Genomic DNA, 17287 nt, shown 5'->3' with positions numbered 1-17287 from the left:
TTAAGCAATAGAAAAATGATGCACGAATCGTCGAAAACAATTCTAGTGATTGAAGATGATGCTGTCACCCGCAATCTCTTCCTAGATGGTCTGGAAACTGAAGGTTTTGTTACGATAGGTGCTGAAAATGGTCTTGTTGGTATTCAAAAAGCACAAACATATTTACCCGACTTGGTGGTTTGTGATATTGTTATGCCGGATATGGATGGTTACGGTGTTCTCGATACAATGCGCCAAGATCCTCTAACTGCTGTTATTCCCTTCATTTTTCTGACAGGTAGCGACCAGATGGCAGATGTTCGTAGAGGTATGGAGTTGGGTGCAGACGATTATTTGACTAAACCTTCTACTGTAGAGAAGTTACTTAAGGCGATCGCAATTCGATTAGAAAAGCAATCTCTATTGCGTTCCTGGTATGCTACTTCCGAATCATTACCCACCAACACTGTTCCCGCTGTCATTCCTGAATCAATCTTTCCCTCTATTCCCCAACTCAAGGAAGTTTTTGATTATATTGAAGCTAACTATGATCGCGGAATTACTTTGTCTGATGTGGCTGAGGCTGTTGGTTATTCACCAGCTTACTTAACCAGTAGAGTAGCAAATAAAACAGGCGAAACTGTTAATGGCTGGATTGTTAAACGCCGGATGGCAGCAGCCCGCCCTTTATTGCGAGACACAAATCAGACAATTGAGCAAATTGCTACAGTTCTAGGCTACCAAAATGCCTGTCATTTTTCCCGGCAGTTTCGCCAACACCACGGGCTACCTCCCAAATCTTGGAGAAACCAAAATCAAGTTTCTCAAGTTTCTCAAGTTTCTCATAGAAAAAAATTGCCAGTAATTAATACTCGCTCTCAGCATGGGAAGTATGCATCTTCAGGTTTGAACTAACTGTTTTTGGGCTTTGTGAACTGCTGTACCAATAATTGGATTGCTAAGGCCAATAGACCAATCGTCACTATACCAAATATCCCGGTTCCCAAGGCAACTATACCGACAACTAAAGTCCGAACGGCAGAGCCAATATTCACTGCCATTGGATTATCAGAATGGATAGGTTTAGTAGCAAAAGTTGTTGCAATAGATATCATCAGCGAATACATAGCAAATCCTAGTCCCCCAGAGAAGATTGCTCCTGTGATACAGCGTAAGGGAGTTGGTGGCACTTGTTCTTGAGTTTCTGGTTCTTTAGTCATTGGTCATTCAATTTTAGATTTTAGATTTTAGATTTTAAATTTTGGCTCAAATTTGGATCAAACTGCAATCCAAAATTCTCTACTCCCTAAGCCACCTGAATACCATGTGTAATTGTCCGAGTCACAAACAATTCTAAATCTTCATCAGGAATTGCTGCCCTCACTTGTTGCTTTAGTGCTTGTGCTTGTTTTTCAGACTCCATGAGAGCGAAAACTGTTGGACCAGAACCAGACATCATGGTTCCTAAAACACCCTCACCAGTGGCAAATAGTTCTCGCAGTTGTAAAACTTGGGGATACGCTGGCAAGACTACACGTTCTAAATCATTGTGCATTTTTTGGGCAATTGTTACTGGGTTTTGTTTGAGAATTGCTTGGACTATTTCTCCTGAATGAACTGCGGCTGCACGCGCTGCTAAATTTTCAGTATCTCGTAGATAAGAACTGCCAAACTGTTGTCGATAGGTTGTGTATGCCCATGCTGTAGAAACTTCGAGGCTACGATATTTGGCTAATACTATATATATAGTATCCAAACTTGGTAGGGGAGAAAGTTGCTCGCCTCTTCCTGTAGCAATGACTGTGCCGCCGCTTACACAAAATGGTACATCTGAACCGAGGATAGCACCCAATTCTTCTAGTTCTGATTTAGTTAGTCCCAGGTTCCATAGTAAATCTATGCCTACCAATACTGCGGCGGCATTTGTGGAACCTCCTGCTAATCCTGCTGCTACGGGAATATTTTTTTTAACTGTAATTTCTACGCCCCCATATTGAGCAAAAGCGTCTGGAAATTTTTTGGCCATTAATTCTGCTGCCCGGTATGCCAGATTACTCTTGTCTAAGGGTACTTGCGGGTGTTTGCAGTTGATGCGAATAATGTCAGTGCTAATGGAACATATCTCAATTCGGTCGGCGAGGTCAATACTTTGGAGTATCATCGCTAACTCATGGTAACCATCAGGACGGTCACCAATAATTTCTAGATACAAGTTGATTTTGGCAGGAGCAATTAAGGTGTAGGAATGCATTGAATTCGTAAGTAATTAATCTAGGTTTCCTGGTAACTTTTAGTCTCTTCCTCTAGGATATTGACTAAATTTACCCATTGCTGGACGCTGAGTTCTTCGCCGCGGGCTTGGGGATTTATTTCTAATTGTTCCAGGATTTGGGTCAGGCGATCGCGCTCGACGACGGATTGCAAATTATTTCGTAACATTTTGCGTTTGGCTGCAAACCCTAGCTTGAGTAAAGTATCAAACCTCTGGGGGTTAATGGCTGGTGTTTCTATTTGTCGAGGACGCAACCGCACGACTGCTGAGTCTACTTTTGGGGGTGGGTAAAATGCTGCTGCTGGTACTGTACAAATCAATTCACAATCGGCTAAATACTGTACTCGCACACTCAAGGCTCCAAAAGTTTTTGAACCTGGTTGAGCATACAATCTTTCGGCTACTTCTTTTTGCACTAGCAGTACTATCAAATCAAATGGTTCTGGGTTGGGATTGGCGATAGTTCCTAATAGTTTTTCGATAATTGGCCCAGTAATATTATATGGAATATTAGCTACGACTTTATTAAGCTTTTGAAACTTGGGAAATGCTGCCAAATTAGATGATAAATCCAATGTCAGAAAATCCCCTTGTAATAGTAAAAAATTTTCTTTTTTACCTAGTTGTTTGGCTAACAGTTTGCACAAATCAAAGTCAATTTCTACTGCTACTAATGATTGCACTAATGGTAGTAGACGACGAGTGAGGATGCCTGTACCCGGGCCGATTTCTAAGATGCGATCGCTCCCTTGACATGCTGCTGCTTTGACAATTGTGTCCAAAGCCTTTTCACTTTTGAGCCAATGCTGAGCAAAGGACTTGCGCGGTCTTACCATTTATTTTCCTTACTATATCTAAGTTTTGGCTTTTATTGAAAAACGCGTTTCTTACTTTTTTCTTACTTTTTAATGTAAATTTTTATTAAAAATAGCCAGCAAAGTATAGGCATTTTTGATTAATAGTGGTATTTAGATGATCAATTAAAAGAGATAAACCATTGTCGCTGAAGAAGGCGATCGCAGAGCAAATGGAACACCATCGTCTGCCGTGGAGCATACATCATAGATGATATTGTGGGCCGTTGTACTCTTAAGAATGTTTAACATTTTTGGGAAATTATTGTTTCTGCTGTTGTATAGATATTTGTAGGAAAATTTTCAGAGAAACATCTAAATTAACATGTTAGACACACCTTCAGATACCATTTGGATAGTTACCGATGACACACCTCAAATTTCTATTCCAGATGGAGTGAAAGGCGGGACTACAAATACAAGAAGTTGGGAACCAGAACCAACCAGGGATAACAGCAAAGTTGTAGGTGATGCTGTTCCCGTTAGCGCCGAAAAATTAGAGAAAAACATGACTAGCTTTTTGCAAGTTGTCGGGCGCTTATTTAGTCGTACAGAACAAGAAGCTAAAGTCAACTCCGGGATGCAGTTAGATGAAATTGAGTTATCAGTAGAAATTAGCGGCGAAGGAGAAATTAAATTAATTGGTAGCGGTGTGAAAACTGGGGGGAAAGGTGCTATTAAACTGAAATTTAAACGCCAAGAGTCAAAGTCATAAAATAAGCGATCGCCTTCAGCACTCACCGATATACCCCGTAGGTTGGGTTGAGCAAAGCGAAACCCAACATCTTAACCTCTTAACTAAGATACATTATTTCCTTGAGTATTGGTTTCCTTCATGACAGAAGAAAGACAAATAGGATTAAAAAAACTACTACAAGCCAAACGAGCAGAAATCCTCGATATTGCGGCTAAACATGGAGCCTATAACCTGCGTATTTTTGGTAGTGTAGCTAGAGGTGAAGAAACAGCAGCAAGTGATATTGATTTTTTAGTTGATTACGATTTAGATAAAATTTCCCCTTGGTTTCCAGGTGGGTTAATTGTAGATTTAGAAAATTTGTTAAATCGTAAAGTCGATGTTGTCACACCTAAATCTTTACATGATTTAATTCGAGATCAAGTTTTTCATGAGGCTATCTATTTATGAAAGATAGCCGAATTTATTTAATTCATATTCGAGATTGCATCATCAGAATTAAGCAATATACAGTTGATGGCAAAGACATATTTTTTCAGGATATAAAAACCCAAGATGCTGTGTTAAGAAATATTCAGGTAATGTGTGAATCTGTGCAGAAATTACCAAATGATTGGAAAAATCAATACCCTGAAATTGAATGGAATAACATAGCTGGTTTTCGGAATAGATTAACTCATGAATATTTAAATGTAGACCTCGATATAGTTTGGAGTGTGGTTGAAAAGTATTTGCCAGAGTTAGAAAGAACAATCGACACAATGGCGCAGGAGTTTTGGAATTAATATAAACTGAAATTTAAACGCCAAGAGTCAAAATGAAACGAAAGGCGATCGCACTCCGCTCACTCCAAGATCGCCTCCACCATGAAACGATATAATCTGACACGTAGGTTGGGTTAAGCAAAGCGCCACCCAACAGCCTCACGTAAAACCCTCAAAATCAACCAGATATACAAACCTGCTTAAATATACTTAAGTAATAAGCTACAATCTCAACAGCAATAGCTAAAGCGAGATGGCGAAAAATTGGGCGATCGCAATCGGCATTAACCAGTATGATTATTTGCAACCGCTAAACTATGCCAAGCGGGATGCACAGTTAATGCAGCAGTTTCTTCGCCAAGAGGTGGGATGCGAGAACATATATTTCTTCTCCGATGATTCCCCTGATATTGCTGGAAAATCAACCCGTCCCAACCGTGCTAACTTACTGCGAGTCTTGCGACAGTTATTTGAAATTTCCTTCATGGGAGCGGGTGACAATTTTTGGTTTTTCTTCAGTGGTCATGGTATTAGACACGCTGGACGTGATTATCTCATGCCTTGTGATGGCGACCCAGAAGATATCGAAAATACAGGAATTGCCATTAATTATGTTACAGAACGTCTGCGTCGCTGTGGTGCGGATAATGTAGTTTTGATTCTGGATGCTTGTCGCAGTTTGGCTACTCGTGGAGGGGAAGGGATAGGAAGACAAGCGGCGGAGAAAGCACGTCAACAAGGAGTCATCAGTATATTTTCCTGTAGTCCTCAGGAGTATTCTTATGAGATTGCAGCTTTACAACAAGGTGCTTTTACTACGGCTTTATTAGAAGGGTTGGGAATCCAAGGTAAATGCGCCACAGTTGAAAGGTTGAATCAGTATCTCAATTTTCGTGTGCCGGAAATTGTGAGTCAACATCAAAAGGGCACACAAACACCTTATGTTATTGCAGAGCCTGTAAATAAATCGCATTTGATACTTGTACCCCAATATGCCACCTTAGCGGATATTGCCACACTCAAAAATGATGCTTACCAAGCAGAAGTAAACAGTAATCTTGAACTAGCAGAACAATTATGGATGCGGGTGTTAGCTGCGGCTTCAGGGCAAGATGCAGAAGCAATTAAGGCAATCAAAAGAATTGCGAGGTTGCCAAATAGGACTGAACAGTTGCAAACACATTTGGAATCTGGCAAGCAAAACAGTGGAAGTATCGCCAACAGCCCTAATCCTTCTAAGTCGGTAGAGACTCCAAAGCCTTCTCAGTCAGTTACAAATAAACCTGTAAATAAACCAATCCAAGTTCCACTTCAGAAGCAAAATTCACCAATTCCTAATACTGCTCAGAATGAAAATTCTGGAGAAAAGGCAATTCAAAGACCCATTACTCCAAAACAGCCACCAATCATAACTAACTGGTCACGGCGAAAAGTGATTCAAGCTGTTGGATTTGGGGGTACTGGGTTAGGTTTGGCAATTTTAGTACCGCGTATATTGCCTAAAGATAATTCACAAGTCGTAACGGTAGATAAAACTGGGAAAATCATAGAGCGCCGTAATATTGAAGTAGAATCCTTTTTTGAAGACTTAGGGGATGGTGTCACATTGGAGATGGCGCAGATACCAGGGGGAACATTTACAATGGGTTCACCAGCAGGGGAGGCGGAACGACTTGATCGTGAAAGTCCCCAGCGTCAGGTAACAGTTCCCGGTTTCTTCATGGGTAGATATGCAGTCACCCAGGCACAGTATCAAGCAATAATGGGGAAAAATCCTGCTCTTTTCAAAGGTGATAGACGACCTGTAGAACAAGTCAGTTGGGATAATGCTGTAGAGTTTTGTCAAAAGTTCAGCCAGAAGACAGGAAAAACTTACAGACTACCTAGTGAAGCGGAATGGGAATATGCTTGTCGTGCAGGGACAACTACGCCGTTTTATTTTGGGGAAACCATCACCACAGATTTAGTTAATTACGACGGTAACTACCCCTACGGTTCAGCACCCAAAGGTGAATATCGTCAACAGACAACAAATGTAGGAGAATTTCCGCCAAACTCTTTCGGATTATACGATATGCATGGTAATATATGGGAATGGTGTCAAGATGTGTATAATGATAATTACCAAGGTGCGCCCACAGATGGTAGTGCGTGGATCAATGGTAAAGATAATAACATAAGGCTGCTGCGTGGCGGTTGTTGGGTCAGCCGCACTTGGGGTTGCCGTTCTGCTAATCGCACGTGGGATGCGCGTGCGACTCAGAGCCGCGATGTGGGTTTTCGTGTTGTTGCGTGAGCGCTCCCCAAAGTCAGAGTCGGTAAATGGGAATTTATCGAGCGTACACCAGTGAGTCCATACCTGTCCCAGTGAGGAAGGTAACGACCTCCGAACATAAAACCGAGTCGGATAGCTTGGTAGGTTGCAAAACAGAAGACTTGTCCGGCTCAACAATCTTGTTCCCAATCTTCAATCTGTAACCCATTCACCCGACTAAACTCACCCGTATTATGCGTCACTAAGATTAAATTATGCGCCTGGGCTATTGATGCGATTTGTAAATCATAAGGGCCGATAGGTGTACCCAAATTTGCTAACTCAGCACGAATATTGCCAAAAAATGTAGCAGCTGCATCATCAAAAGGCAAAGAAACAAAATTATTCAAGAAAGCTGACTGTAAAGCCCAAGTACGTTGAGGATTTTTACTTTTTCTCGCACCATAAAATAGTTCAGCTTTCACAACTGAACAAACAGCAATATCTCTTGGTGATAAAGACTCTAAGCGTCGTCTGACACCAGATATAGGACGATTTAAATAAACAATGCAAGCATTCGTATCTAATAAATAAATCACTCTAACGGCTCCCGTACTTCATATTCACCTTGGGGATATCTCACCAAAGGATCATCTTGCAAACAGCCAGCCGTCTGCTCAAAAAAACCAGGAGGCCAACCCAATTCATCGGGTGTTTTTACCTGTACTGGCGCTTCAGTATAACCTTTAGTTGCAAACATTTTGAGAGCATCAACAATTACTTCCTCCGCCGAAGCATACTTACCACTTGCAATCTGCATTTGGATGAATTGTTCAAGCTCTGGAGTCAAGGATACATTCATGGCTTCTAATGTCAGCGTGTGTAAGATAATGAAGAATTAATGGCCCATAGATTGGGTTAAGCACAGTGCAACCCAACATCTTAAAATTATCAAACCGAGTAAATACATATAAATTTTGGTTTTCCTTACATCAACCAAACCTAAAAAACTATATATTTTGCTGTCTTACCCAAGTACGAAAAGATTTCATCGCCGCATTTCTCCCCTCACTTTTACTGCGATTCAAATATTCGGGAATCACTTGAAAAATAGGTAAATCAGGAAAAATTCTACTACTAAATTCTATATATTTACCATCAACTAAAACATTAACTTCTAACTGAGTCCCATTCCATATCCACAATTCAGGAACTCCCAATACGGCATAATTATTAAATCGGGTGCGGGAAGTAATATCAATTTCAATCGCTAAATCAGGCGGTGGGTCAACAGTTAAATCAATTCTATTCTTACCCCTCACAACCGCTTCATTTTGAATATAAAAACAATCATCAGGTTCCACCCCAGCATCCATAATTTCATTATCAAAAGTAGTAGAACCCAAACTCCAAAATTCAATATCTAATTCTTCCAATAAAGCTTTGACTAAATCTCCAATAACAACCTTAGCTACCTCATGCTCTGGTAATGGAGCCATGATTTCCAGCACCCCTTGACTGTAAGATACTCTAGAACTACGATTTTCACCCAAATCAGTCAAAATGTGTTGGTATGTTGACCAAGATATATCTTTAATCAATAACTGATGACCGACAGGTACAATTAGTTGGTTGAGTTCCAGTAACATAACTGTCTGGCTCCTATTGCCTAATTACGCTTAATTATAATTGATAATTATTTAGGACTTACGCACTCGCTACGAAAATCAAGGTCGATATTTGCTATTTCTGTTTGAATTTCTTCTGGGGGATAAGGGAAGTGTAATTGATAAAGTTCCACATGATGATTCCACCCACTGCGCCAGAGTCCTTGTACCAAGGGCGGATTTCCCACTTCACCCAATCTATTTTGCCGTTGACACGTACAAAAGCATCTTCATCACATTTTTCACATTCCCCGCCAAGCCTGGGAAATCTCTGGGAACAACTCATAATGAGAACAACCGATAATATCCTGATTCCCCAAACCGTAATCTTCCCGCCAACGACGACTGACTAGCAGGTAACGCATTTGCTCATCGAAGATTGCGATCGCAGCTGGGGTATATTCTATAAATACACCCATCTGTTGTGGGCTAGATTGCAAATTATTCTGCCCTAGTTGCTGACGCAGCTCTGTCAACTCTTGTTGAAGGGATTCATAAGTATTTTTATCTACAGTAATGAGATTACCAGTCATAGTCTCGTTTATTCCCAGCTTAGGGACTGAAGTTAACTTCAGTATCTATCTTGCCCAATCTCTAATTTAAAATCTGAAATTAACTCAATAATTCGCCTAATTGATGTTGAACCAGCAAACCTCTAAGGGTGGCATTTTCGGCCTTGATAGCCACGTTTTCCGCCTCTAATTCCCTAATTCTCTCTTTCAAGGCTTCCTTACTCGTACCTTGTCTGTAAATTACCACTTCTTTGTAAATTTCTAAGTTAGTATCTTCATTCATCCATCTTTGATAAGTTCGAGTATGCTCTTGCACGGTATGTCCCATATAATCAGCCATCGTCTTAATAGGGACTCGCAAGCGATGACCACGAATGGCATAAGCATGACGTAAATCATAAGGTCTAAAACCTAGCTGAGAAGTTCTAAATTTAATTTGAATCTTGGCAGTTTTATTACTAAGTGTACCTTCACTATCGGGTAAGCGAATATTTTTTAAATTAAATAACTCTACCCAATGGGGATGTAATGGTGGAATCCCACAACTGCGTTCACCTGTTTTAGTACCCTCTGTTAATTGGGGATTTAAATTTACTAAACGAAAGGTATTAGCTGGGTCTAAAAATGCTGCTATATCTACAGCAAATAATTCATGAGGTCTTAACCCATAAGTAGCTAACATACCATAGATCCATTGCCATTGTTCAGGTTGCGTTACATTCTCCTTACTAGCATATGCTGATAAAGGCATTCCGATTTTCTCAAATCCTTGTAAAACTTCCTCATCTAAAGGGATTTTCCGAATAGTTGGATGAGGATTGGGAGTCATATAAGCATAAATTGCCTTAAAGTCATCAATACCACAAAATTCGCCAAACTTTTTCAGTTGCCACACCAAAAAAAATCTCGATGATGTATTGGGTTGCGTCTTTTCTAAAGCTGTTACCAACGCTTGTTCAGACATCGGCACATCTTGGGGTAGTTTTTTGAGATGCCTCATGTAATGAGTTTCCCAAGTACGAATTCCTTGGCGATTTTTTTGATGATTTTTCCAAAACTCTTGTTCATATTCTTGAATTAATTCATCAACAAGCTTTCTTTCTTGATTTTTTATTTCTATTTTTTGAGACTGCTTCCCTAATAATTCTGGTGTCCATTGGAATTGTTTAGTTATTAATTGTAAATCTAATTCCCGTGCTTTTAAAACTGCCATTTTTACCCCAGTTTCATTAGCTGTAAAAGCACAAGAAATGGTATACTGCTTATTAGGACTACCGTGTCTGCCCACATCACCAGGTCTACAAGGAAATGTGCCTTGTAAACCGATAGTTTTCGGGCTAGTTAGTTTCAATTTAATCTTGATTCTATCTAAACTTAAAGCCGAGTTAGCCTGCTGAATAGCATGTTTAATGCGGAGATATTCACGCTCAATTTTGGCATACTCATCTGATGCCGGATATTTAGGTTTCCATAGCTTCCATTTAGCTGGTTCCCACTGCTCAATGGGGATACCATCCCATTCAGATATTCGGACATTATAAGTGCTGGATTCGTTGCTAGGCATAAGTGTTTCTCTGGGAGTGAGAAGATAGCTAATAATAATCAAGCAGCAAAGTTTTGGGAAATTTATGCGGAATTGATACTAGCAGTATTGAAGTTAATTAACAACCACAGGCGAACTATAAATTATGAAAAGCCAAAGACTTCTGTTACCGTTAATTGTAGTAGCGATCGCAGCTAGCATTAGTAGCTGTAGTTCCAGTCCTACTTCCACTAGTATTGATAGTGAAACACCAGCGCCTACCACCACACCCAGCACAGTTACTAAAACCCCCGCAGCCACCTCGACAAATCCCACAAGCAAAACCACTAACGTCACCCTATATACAAGTGATCTCCAATGTCAAGAACTGATTCCCCAACAAGTGTCAGTAGCCGCAGAACAACCTGTAACAGGTGCAGTGGGTAAAATTATCGCTGAACGAGATACAGCAGATTTTAACTTGTCCGGTTATCGTGTCAACGTAGAAAATGGTGTAGCTACAGTTGATTTGCGTTTATCCCCAGAGTCAAAGCGCAAATTAGTTTCTCTTTCTAGTTGTGAACAGTTTGCTTTATTTGGTAGTCTCCGCAAAACTTTAACCAGTAATACTGAATGGAAAATCCAAGAAGTTCGCTTTACAGAACAAGGAAAAGAAGTAATTCTTTAAAATGCAAAGTTTAACTAGGGGAATTTTTTTCCTGAGTGTTAGATAACAGCCATTGCTCCACTAATTCCGCCACAATATCACTCATCTGTCGCTCTTGTGAAGCGGCTACGGTTTTTAGTTGTCGATGCAATTGTTTAGGGAGATAAATAGTGGTACGGGTATATGCTGGGTCAGTACTTTTACTGTAGGAAGTGGGTTTGTCTTCCGTAGGCTGTGGCTGATCTCTAATTTGACGACTACGAGCAGCATCTATTAAGTCATCAAAACGGCTAGTTTTCTTTTTGTTATTCAAAGTAATACCAATTCTCCATCTTCAATTACGTTCGCGTTAGCGTGCCGTAGGCTCTATTACGAATTAATTATCTCTTTTCCCACCTCGGCGTAACACCGCCAAGCAATTTGGGCGTAAGAGTCTTTGACAGCATTGACTGGTACTCCTTCTAAAGCAGCGCGCTGGAAGACAGCCAGGCGGCGGATTCCTGACTTGAATATAGGTAACTCTGCATTTAACAAAGCCGTTCTCGCTTCCTCTCCCGCCTTATTGGGATTTGGGGGGATAATAGTCAGCAAAATTCGATAATTCGTCTTCAATGGTTTGAGTAGTTCCACCATTTGTAGAGTTGCAGCTAAAGCGATCGCATCTGGAGTAGTGGGTATGACTAATAAATCACAACCCTTAGCAATAGTTTTTAACTCATCCGCTTCTGGTCTAACTGGTGTGTCAATAACTATATGCTCATAAAGTTTTGCTAAACTGACTCCCTGCTTCTCATCAGCAACTTTGAATGGCAAACAACCCCGGTTTGACCAATCCAAAGCACTACGGTTTAAATCGCCATCAACTAACAGTGTGTCAGCTTGATTTTGCAGATATGTAGCTAAGTGTAGAGCTGTTGTAGATTTTCCTACACCGCCCTTGAATGCTGCTACGGTGATGATCATTTTCCAGTGGCAAATAAATAATGTCAAGATTCTACTGTATATTTAAACATCTGAATATTTAATTATTTGGATGCTTGAACATCTAGATGCTTAATATACTAATATTTTATTTACTAAATATATATAAGCTAATAGTACACATACAAAATTTATCAAGTAAATCGAGTAATTGTTGTAAATTTAATACCCGTATTTAAATGAATAAAATATTCACAAGAAAAATACTTGGCGAATGGAAAGTGTAGATTCTGTTGGGTAAGGTACTTCCAGAAATTTATTCATGTGATATTTTCCCACCTGCTCCCTGCCCTAGCTGTAGGTGATGTAGAAACCTGACAATAAATGGACAGGTGACCCAAAAAGTTTTAGAATTTAACTAATTGTGTAAAATTACCTATTGCCCAATCAACTTAACCATAGTAAAGATTTTCTAGCGATTGAGCCGAATTGCGGAAGCACTCTATTAATATAGGAAAGTCTTGAGTAAGGAACAGCCAACAAATGGAAGTTAAGCTGATTTTAGCCGGGTTAACAGTTATATTTACTGTTTTGTGCCTATTCTTCGGCACTAAAAATGGATTTTATGATTCAGATAACTATCACGGTAATGGCTCTGCTCATTAAGCCAATTTCCTGGGACAGAATTCACCGTTTAAAACTGCAAAAGATAAATCAGGCAAGAGACAAACTTCATTTAGCCCCATTCTTGTCAACCAACTTGATGGCGTCCTCCCAAATCAATCATCTGCATTTTTAGGGTGTAGGGGCGCACAGCAAAACTTACCCCTAGATCACAAAACCAAGAATTACGCTGTTCTTGGTATTTGGGGTATGTCAATGATGATGAGGTCGGAGTAGAGGAGCGCATGAGGGATAATCTGTCGGCATCCTCTGGCATTGATGCTGGGGAGGTAGCTAATGAATTAGATTGTTTGCCCTATAGTGTCCAGCATCACGATGAGGGCGTATGTTTATTAGTGCGGATGGGGCCACACCGCATACTGCTAGATTGTGGCTTGGAGGATACTTCATTATTACTACACTCGTTGGCCAAGTCAGCCCGTCGAGGCAGATCGCCCATGCCCGCAGATGTGGTGTTGATTAGTCATGCTCACCCAGATCATGCCAAAGGATTGCTAGACTTACATCAAGCTTTTCCTCTGTTACCGATTTATGCCAGCGAAGTAACCAGCAAATTACTACCACTTAATTGGCTAGACCAAGACCCGAAAAATATTCCCCAACTGTGTCATGCGTTGCCGTTGCGATCGCCTGTGGAAATTCAAGAAGGTCTGGTAGTAGAATTATTTCCCGCTGGACACTTACCAGGGGCGGTAGCATTTTTACTGACATACACCACAGCAGAACGCTCATATAAACTACTATATACAGGTGACTTTTTCTTATCCAACTCACGTTTAGTAGAAGGATTGCGTTTAGAAGAGTTACGGGGATTAGAGTTAAATGTACTAATAATTGAAGGCACATATGGCACAGCCAGACATCCCCACCGCCGCAACCAAGAAAATCAACTAGCCGAGCGAATTAATCGAGCGATCGCCGACCGTTGTTCAGTGCTATTGCCCACACCCGCTTTAGGCTTGGGTCAAGAACTGCTGATGTTGTTACGCTCTCATCACCACTTCACAGGCAGAGATTTAGATATTTGGGTTGACGGTGCTGTGGCCACAGGGTGTGATGCTTACTTGGAACTCTTGCCCCACCTCCCACCATCAGTACAGAACTTTGCCCGTCATCAACCCTTATTTTGGGATGAACGAGTGCGTCCACGGGTACGACGTTTGCCACCTCAACAGCGGGGTACTGTGGGTAAGTCTCCCTGTATTGTGCTGACTGACTCCACAGCTAATTTAAATCAATACTGTCAACCGGATACAGGGCCTTGGGTAATTCTGTTACCAGAAAAAATTGATATAAAAATTAATAAAGAATATGCTGCACCCACTAATGACGAAAGCTATCTTCTCGCCCAACATAGCGATGGCCCTGGTACTACCCAGCTAATTCATAATTTGCGTCCCCAACACGTCGTTTTTGTCCACGGTTCCCCGGCTTACTTGGCTGATTTGACTAGCTTAGAGGAACTACAAAACCGTTATCACGTGCATTCTCCATTGGCTAACACCTTAGTACAACTACCCATTGGCGATACCTTTTTACAGCCCGCTCCCCCAGAAACCAACTATGAAGGCGAACTCACAGAATTAGGCACAGTCATTACCATCTCCTTACCCGATGCCATCACAACTGACCCACGCTGGCGACAGTTTGCTGATACTGGTTTAATTGAAGCGCGTTGGCAAGGTGAAGAAATAGTCTTGCGGGGATTATCTCCCCGAGAACTACTCAACCAAAATGGCGATCGCTTTACCTGGACTGATGTAGATTGTTGTGGGACTTGTCGGCATCAAAGAGGACAACGCTGTTGGAATCCTACTTCCCCGTTATATAACTTCAAAGTCACTCTTGAGGGTTACTGTCCGGCTTTTGAACGTTTGTCTAATGTTGAGTGAATAATTTAAATATGATTAATTCGCAAATTGTGGGGATTTTTGAGAATAAAATGGTGATCAACCTTTACTAAATCACCCGTGCAGCGAATTGGGAACCTTTCCTGATAAGGTTTAATAGCTAAAATATAATCTTGGTCTGCTAATTCGGTTTTGATTTCTCGTAATTTATGAAAAACTTCACCCAATAAAGTAATTTCTCTACGCAATTGATCAATTGATGGAGTAGAAATTTGCATGACTATGCCTTGTAGAGTAAAGTGGCGATAATTGGTAATAAATTCACTTAATATCTCAACTTGCTCTCTATTTTCTATAGTCTCTAATGTTTTTAATATATCGCTAATTTTTTCTGCATAATTTCCTAAATCATATTAAAGAGGTAACAAAATTTCATATTCAGAATTATTATCTTTTTTCAGTCGCCAAATTGCCCCAGCATCATTATAGATACGCCCCGTTTCATGCCAACCTGTTGCTTGCAAGTGCGCCTGGACAACATCAGTATTAACGGTTTTGAGTATTTCACTATCTTTGATATTAACTTTCATGGCAAACCTCCAAAACTAATACGTTCAAGACTTTTATCCTGTGAAGCAATAAATATTACCGCACATATACGGATGAATACTCCGTTTTAGCATGGATAAGATGTAGCAAATGACATAGCACCTGCTACTTCGATTGAGTAAGTCAAAAGTACTCAATGACTATCAATAAACCTTTGCTATCAAACAGCCGTAGGTAGTACAGATTATTCGTAATCTGTGAATTTTGACTGCTCTGACATCAGAATAGTTCACAGTAAGTATTGTATGACATTTTCTACAATCAATCGCTAAGAACATGAGTATTCTAAACCGTCGATACTAGTGACAGAAAAGATTGAGGAGATGTGAGAAAAGGTGGGCGTTCAGGCTGAGAATTTGTTGACTAAGTATTGATTAAATTGATCCTTATTTAGTTTTGTTGTGGCGATGTCTGTAATCGGGCGATCGCAGATTTAATGTGCTGTGGAAGTTCACAAATTAAGCTAGTAACCAAAAATCACAAATTTTTCCCAAGGAAGTTTTTTAAATGCGTAATAAAGATAAACGTAAAAGTTTAAGTTATTTTCACGGGCATTGGATTTTTTATAGTATTACTACAATTATTTTAATCATTTCTTTGGTAGGTCTTGCAGTTGCGATTTTGCCTAATATCCAATTTAAAATTCAGCACGATATTCTCTTCGTTATTTCAGCAATTTACCTTTTGGTATCTTGTAGTTTTTTCTTGTGGTTTTACTTGCGAGAGCAAGACAAAAAATTTGTTAGTGATTTACCAAAAGAAATTGAAGATATCAAGAGAGTAGGTAGAGAATATTACAGAAACACTACTGCTATTGAGGAAAATAGCCAGAAAGTTAATAAATTACATAATGATATTGGACAGGAAATCAGAGGTTTTTTAGAAAGCAATAATTCCCTTGAAAAAGAACTAATCAAAGAATTAATGGAACTACGCCAAGAAAAGGGGAACATAAATCGTGAATTAGATAATTGGAATCAAAGCATTATTGAATTATTTAAATTACTAGAAAGAAGCCTAGAAAATGAAAAAAATCCTGGTATTCAGGAATTTATTCAGAAAATTATTCGAGAATTTGAACTAATTGTAAAAAAACGTGGTTTCTCTCTAATCAATCCTCCTGTCAATAGCAACATTGACGAAGAAGAGCATAATTATAAGGATGAAGAATTATCATCAGAGGCAGAAGATGGTTCTATTTTAAAATGCATTCGCTGGGGTTATAGATCAAATACAAAAGTCTTAGAGAGAGCAGAAGTAATTATGGCCAAGAACCCTGTAAATAGTAATGTTTTGGAAACAATCACTCATTTAGAGGACTCTACAACTACTTCACTGTAAATTTAGAGAGCAATATTCAAGATTGAACCTTAATTGCATCACCAAGAAAGCTATTTTCAGGATATTTCAATAATGAAAACTAATTACGCCATTGGCATTGATTTGGGTACATCAACTTCAGAAATTTGTATTTACAAAAATCATGAACCTCTGCCAATTCCTGATCCAATTACAAAAATTCCTATTATCCCGTCAATTGTGGCAACTAATGAGCGAAAAAAACTGCTGGTGGGAGAAACAGCACGGGGAACAGTTGATCGTCCGGGGTTTGGTGTTCGAGAAAGTAAGCGATTAATGGGAACTGGGGAAGTTTTTCGCTTGCAAGAACAAGATTATCGCCCAGAAGAAATTGCTGCTTTGATTCTTCGCAAATTAAAGGAAAATGCGGAAGAGGCATTAGGACATCCAATTAAAGATGTCGTGATTTCAGTACCTGCTAACTTTCCAGATGCGGCTCGTAAAGCAACATTTAACGCTGGTGAGATAGCTGGTTTAAATGTACTTCGTTTGATCAATGAACCGACAGCAGCAGCACTAGCATTTGGTATCAAAAATATTGAGTCTGAAGAACAAATCGTTGTGTTTGACTTTGGGGGTGGAACTTTAGATATTTCAGTATTAGAAATGTTTGAAGGAGTGTCAGGGTAAGAGCATCTCAATCAGGCTTGACACAAGGAATCAGAAGAATCTAAAG

Annotated in this window: 23 protein-coding genes; 9 read left to right on the top strand and 14 right to left on the bottom strand. The window is 39.9% G+C overall.

The genetic code is table 11. The features are described from left to right. Positions 1 to 15: 15 nt before the first annotated feature. Positions 16 to 894 (top strand): response regulator, encoded by an 879-nt coding sequence (locus ACM0OT_RS14215; RefSeq protein WP_414564987.1) that lies wholly within the window; start codon positions 16 to 18, stop codon positions 892 to 894. Here ACM0OT_RS14215 and ACM0OT_RS14210 read toward each other — a convergent pair. The 3 genes from ACM0OT_RS14210 to rsmA form a co-directional block, all read right to left on the bottom strand. After that, on the bottom strand, positions 891 to 1199 hold the full coding sequence (locus tag ACM0OT_RS14210; protein ID WP_414543852.1) for a DUF3082 domain-containing protein: 309 nt from the start codon (positions 1197 to 1199) through the stop codon (positions 891 to 893). The two genes, ACM0OT_RS14215 and ACM0OT_RS14210, sit on opposite strands and share 4 nt — an antisense overlap. Positions 1200 to 1285: 86 nt before the next feature. Then, positions 1286 to 2230, bottom strand: a complete 945-nt coding sequence (gene ispE / locus ACM0OT_RS14205) for a 4-(cytidine 5'-diphospho)-2-C-methyl-D-erythritol kinase (protein WP_414564986.1) — start codon at positions 2228 to 2230, stop codon at positions 1286 to 1288. Between the two features lie 20 nt (positions 2231 to 2250). Then, positions 2251 to 3087, bottom strand: coding sequence for a 16S rRNA (adenine(1518)-N(6)/adenine(1519)-N(6))-dimethyltransferase RsmA (gene rsmA, locus ACM0OT_RS14200; RefSeq protein ID WP_414564985.1), 837 nt, complete (start codon positions 3085 to 3087; stop codon positions 2251 to 2253). Between the two features lie 343 nt (positions 3088 to 3430). Between rsmA and ACM0OT_RS14195 the strand changes: the two genes are divergently transcribed. The 4 genes from ACM0OT_RS14195 (at position 3431) to ACM0OT_RS14180 (ending at position 6862) form a co-directional block, all read left to right on the top strand. Continuing rightward, entirely contained in the window at positions 3431 to 3820 is a 390-nt protein-coding gene (locus ACM0OT_RS14195; protein ID WP_414564984.1) for a hypothetical protein, read from the top strand. 120 nt (positions 3821 to 3940) lie between these two features. Continuing rightward, positions 3941 to 4252, top strand: coding sequence for a nucleotidyltransferase family protein (locus ACM0OT_RS14190; RefSeq protein ID WP_414564983.1), 312 nt, complete (start codon positions 3941 to 3943; stop codon positions 4250 to 4252). Continuing rightward, complete coding sequence (locus ACM0OT_RS14185; protein ID WP_414564982.1) at positions 4249 to 4587, top strand: DUF86 domain-containing protein; 339 nt, start codon at positions 4249 to 4251, stop codon at positions 4585 to 4587. Before ACM0OT_RS14190 ends, ACM0OT_RS14185 begins: the two co-directional genes overlap by 4 nt. Before the next feature lie 232 nt (positions 4588 to 4819). Further along, a complete protein-coding gene (locus tag ACM0OT_RS14180) occupies positions 4820 to 6862 on the top strand; it encodes an SUMF1/EgtB/PvdO family nonheme iron enzyme (protein WP_414564981.1) in 2043 nt (680 codons plus the stop codon). Positions 6863 to 7011: 149 nt separating this feature from the next. Here ACM0OT_RS14180 and vapC read toward each other — a convergent pair whose 3' ends face one another. The 6 genes from vapC to ACM0OT_RS14150 form a co-directional block, all read right to left on the bottom strand. Next, a complete protein-coding gene (vapC, locus tag ACM0OT_RS14175; RefSeq protein ID WP_414564980.1) occupies positions 7012 to 7419 on the bottom strand; it encodes a type II toxin-antitoxin system tRNA(fMet)-specific endonuclease VapC in 408 nt (135 codons plus the stop codon). Then, on the bottom strand, positions 7416 to 7682 hold the full coding sequence (locus ACM0OT_RS14170; protein WP_414543858.1) for a ribbon-helix-helix domain-containing protein: 267 nt from the start codon (positions 7680 to 7682) through the stop codon (positions 7416 to 7418). Before ACM0OT_RS14170 ends, vapC begins: the two co-directional genes overlap by 4 nt. 148 nt (positions 7683 to 7830) lie before the next feature. Next, positions 7831 to 8469: a Uma2 family endonuclease gene (locus ACM0OT_RS14165; RefSeq protein WP_414564979.1), complete on the bottom strand. Its 639-nt coding sequence runs from the start codon at positions 8467 to 8469 to the stop codon at positions 7831 to 7833. Between the two features lie 47 nt (positions 8470 to 8516). Next, positions 8517 to 8684, bottom strand: a complete 168-nt coding sequence (locus tag ACM0OT_RS14160; RefSeq protein ID WP_414564978.1) for a hypothetical protein — start codon at positions 8682 to 8684, stop codon at positions 8517 to 8519. 45 nt (positions 8685 to 8729) lie between these two features. Further along, entirely contained in the window at positions 8730 to 9020 is a 291-nt protein-coding gene (locus ACM0OT_RS14155; protein WP_414564977.1) for a PAS domain-containing protein, read from the bottom strand. Between the two features lie 79 nt (positions 9021 to 9099). Next, positions 9100 to 10563, bottom strand: coding sequence for an integrase (locus tag ACM0OT_RS14150; protein ID WP_414564976.1), 1464 nt, complete (start codon positions 10561 to 10563; stop codon positions 9100 to 9102). 124 nt (positions 10564 to 10687) lie between these two features. Here ACM0OT_RS14150 and ACM0OT_RS14145 point away from each other — a divergent pair, with 124 nt between their 5' ends. Next, entirely contained in the window at positions 10688 to 11209 is a 522-nt protein-coding gene (locus ACM0OT_RS14145; RefSeq protein WP_414564975.1) for a sporulation/spore germination protein, read from the top strand. Positions 11210 to 11219: 10 nt separating this feature from the next. Here the strand turns inward: ACM0OT_RS14145 and ACM0OT_RS14140 are convergent, their stop codons facing one another. From ACM0OT_RS14140 to ACM0OT_RS14130, 3 genes are all read right to left on the bottom strand, one after another. Further along, positions 11220 to 11501, bottom strand: a complete 282-nt coding sequence (locus tag ACM0OT_RS14140) for a CopG family transcriptional regulator (RefSeq protein ID WP_414564974.1) — start codon at positions 11499 to 11501, stop codon at positions 11220 to 11222. Positions 11502 to 11557: 56 nt separating this feature from the next. Then, positions 11558 to 12151: a ParA family protein gene (locus ACM0OT_RS14135; protein ID WP_414564973.1), complete on the bottom strand. Its 594-nt coding sequence runs from the start codon at positions 12149 to 12151 to the stop codon at positions 11558 to 11560. A gap of 709 nt (positions 12152 to 12860) precedes the next feature. Further along, the gene (locus ACM0OT_RS14130; protein WP_414564972.1) at positions 12861 to 13019 is read right to left on the bottom strand and encodes a hypothetical protein; all 159 of its coding nucleotides are present in this window, start codon (positions 13017 to 13019) and stop codon (positions 12861 to 12863) included. Between ACM0OT_RS14130 and ACM0OT_RS14125 the strand changes: the two genes are divergently transcribed. Continuing rightward, positions 13018 to 14685 carry an MBL fold metallo-hydrolase gene (locus ACM0OT_RS14125; protein ID WP_414564970.1) on the top strand — a complete coding sequence of 556 codons (1668 nt, stop codon included), beginning with the start codon at positions 13018 to 13020 and terminating at the stop codon, positions 14683 to 14685. The genes ACM0OT_RS14130 and ACM0OT_RS14125 overlap by 2 nt on opposite strands. 5 nt (positions 14686 to 14690) lie before the next feature. Here the strand turns inward: ACM0OT_RS14125 and ACM0OT_RS14120 are convergent, their stop codons facing one another. Together ACM0OT_RS14120 and ACM0OT_RS14115 are read right to left on the bottom strand one after the other, a co-directional pair. Beyond that, positions 14691 to 14921 (bottom strand): hypothetical protein, encoded by a 231-nt coding sequence (locus ACM0OT_RS14120; RefSeq protein WP_414564969.1) that lies wholly within the window; start codon positions 14919 to 14921, stop codon positions 14691 to 14693. Positions 14922 to 15056: 135 nt separating this feature from the next. Then, positions 15057 to 15233: a hypothetical protein gene (locus ACM0OT_RS14115; protein WP_414564968.1), complete on the bottom strand. Its 177-nt coding sequence runs from the start codon at positions 15231 to 15233 to the stop codon at positions 15057 to 15059. A 526-nt stretch (positions 15234 to 15759) separates the two neighbouring features. On the opposite strand from ACM0OT_RS14115, the gene grpE reads away from it, so the two are divergent. Together grpE and ACM0OT_RS14105 are read left to right on the top strand one after the other, a co-directional pair. After that, positions 15760 to 16593 carry a nucleotide exchange factor GrpE gene (gene grpE, locus ACM0OT_RS14110; RefSeq protein ID WP_414564967.1) on the top strand — a complete coding sequence of 278 codons (834 nt, stop codon included), beginning with the start codon at positions 15760 to 15762 and terminating at the stop codon, positions 16591 to 16593. 72 nt (positions 16594 to 16665) lie between these two features. Next, on the top strand, positions 16666 to 17241 hold the full coding sequence (locus ACM0OT_RS14105; RefSeq protein ID WP_414564966.1) for an Hsp70 family protein: 576 nt from the start codon (positions 16666 to 16668) through the stop codon (positions 17239 to 17241). Positions 17242 to 17287 lie beyond the last annotated feature (46 nt).

Source organism: Anabaena sp. CCY 9613, from assembly GCF_963920895.1.
Taxonomy (GTDB): Bacteria; Cyanobacteriota; Cyanobacteriia; order Cyanobacteriales; family Nostocaceae; genus Cyanocohniella.
This window is presented reverse-complemented; position numbering and strand designations above follow the sequence as displayed.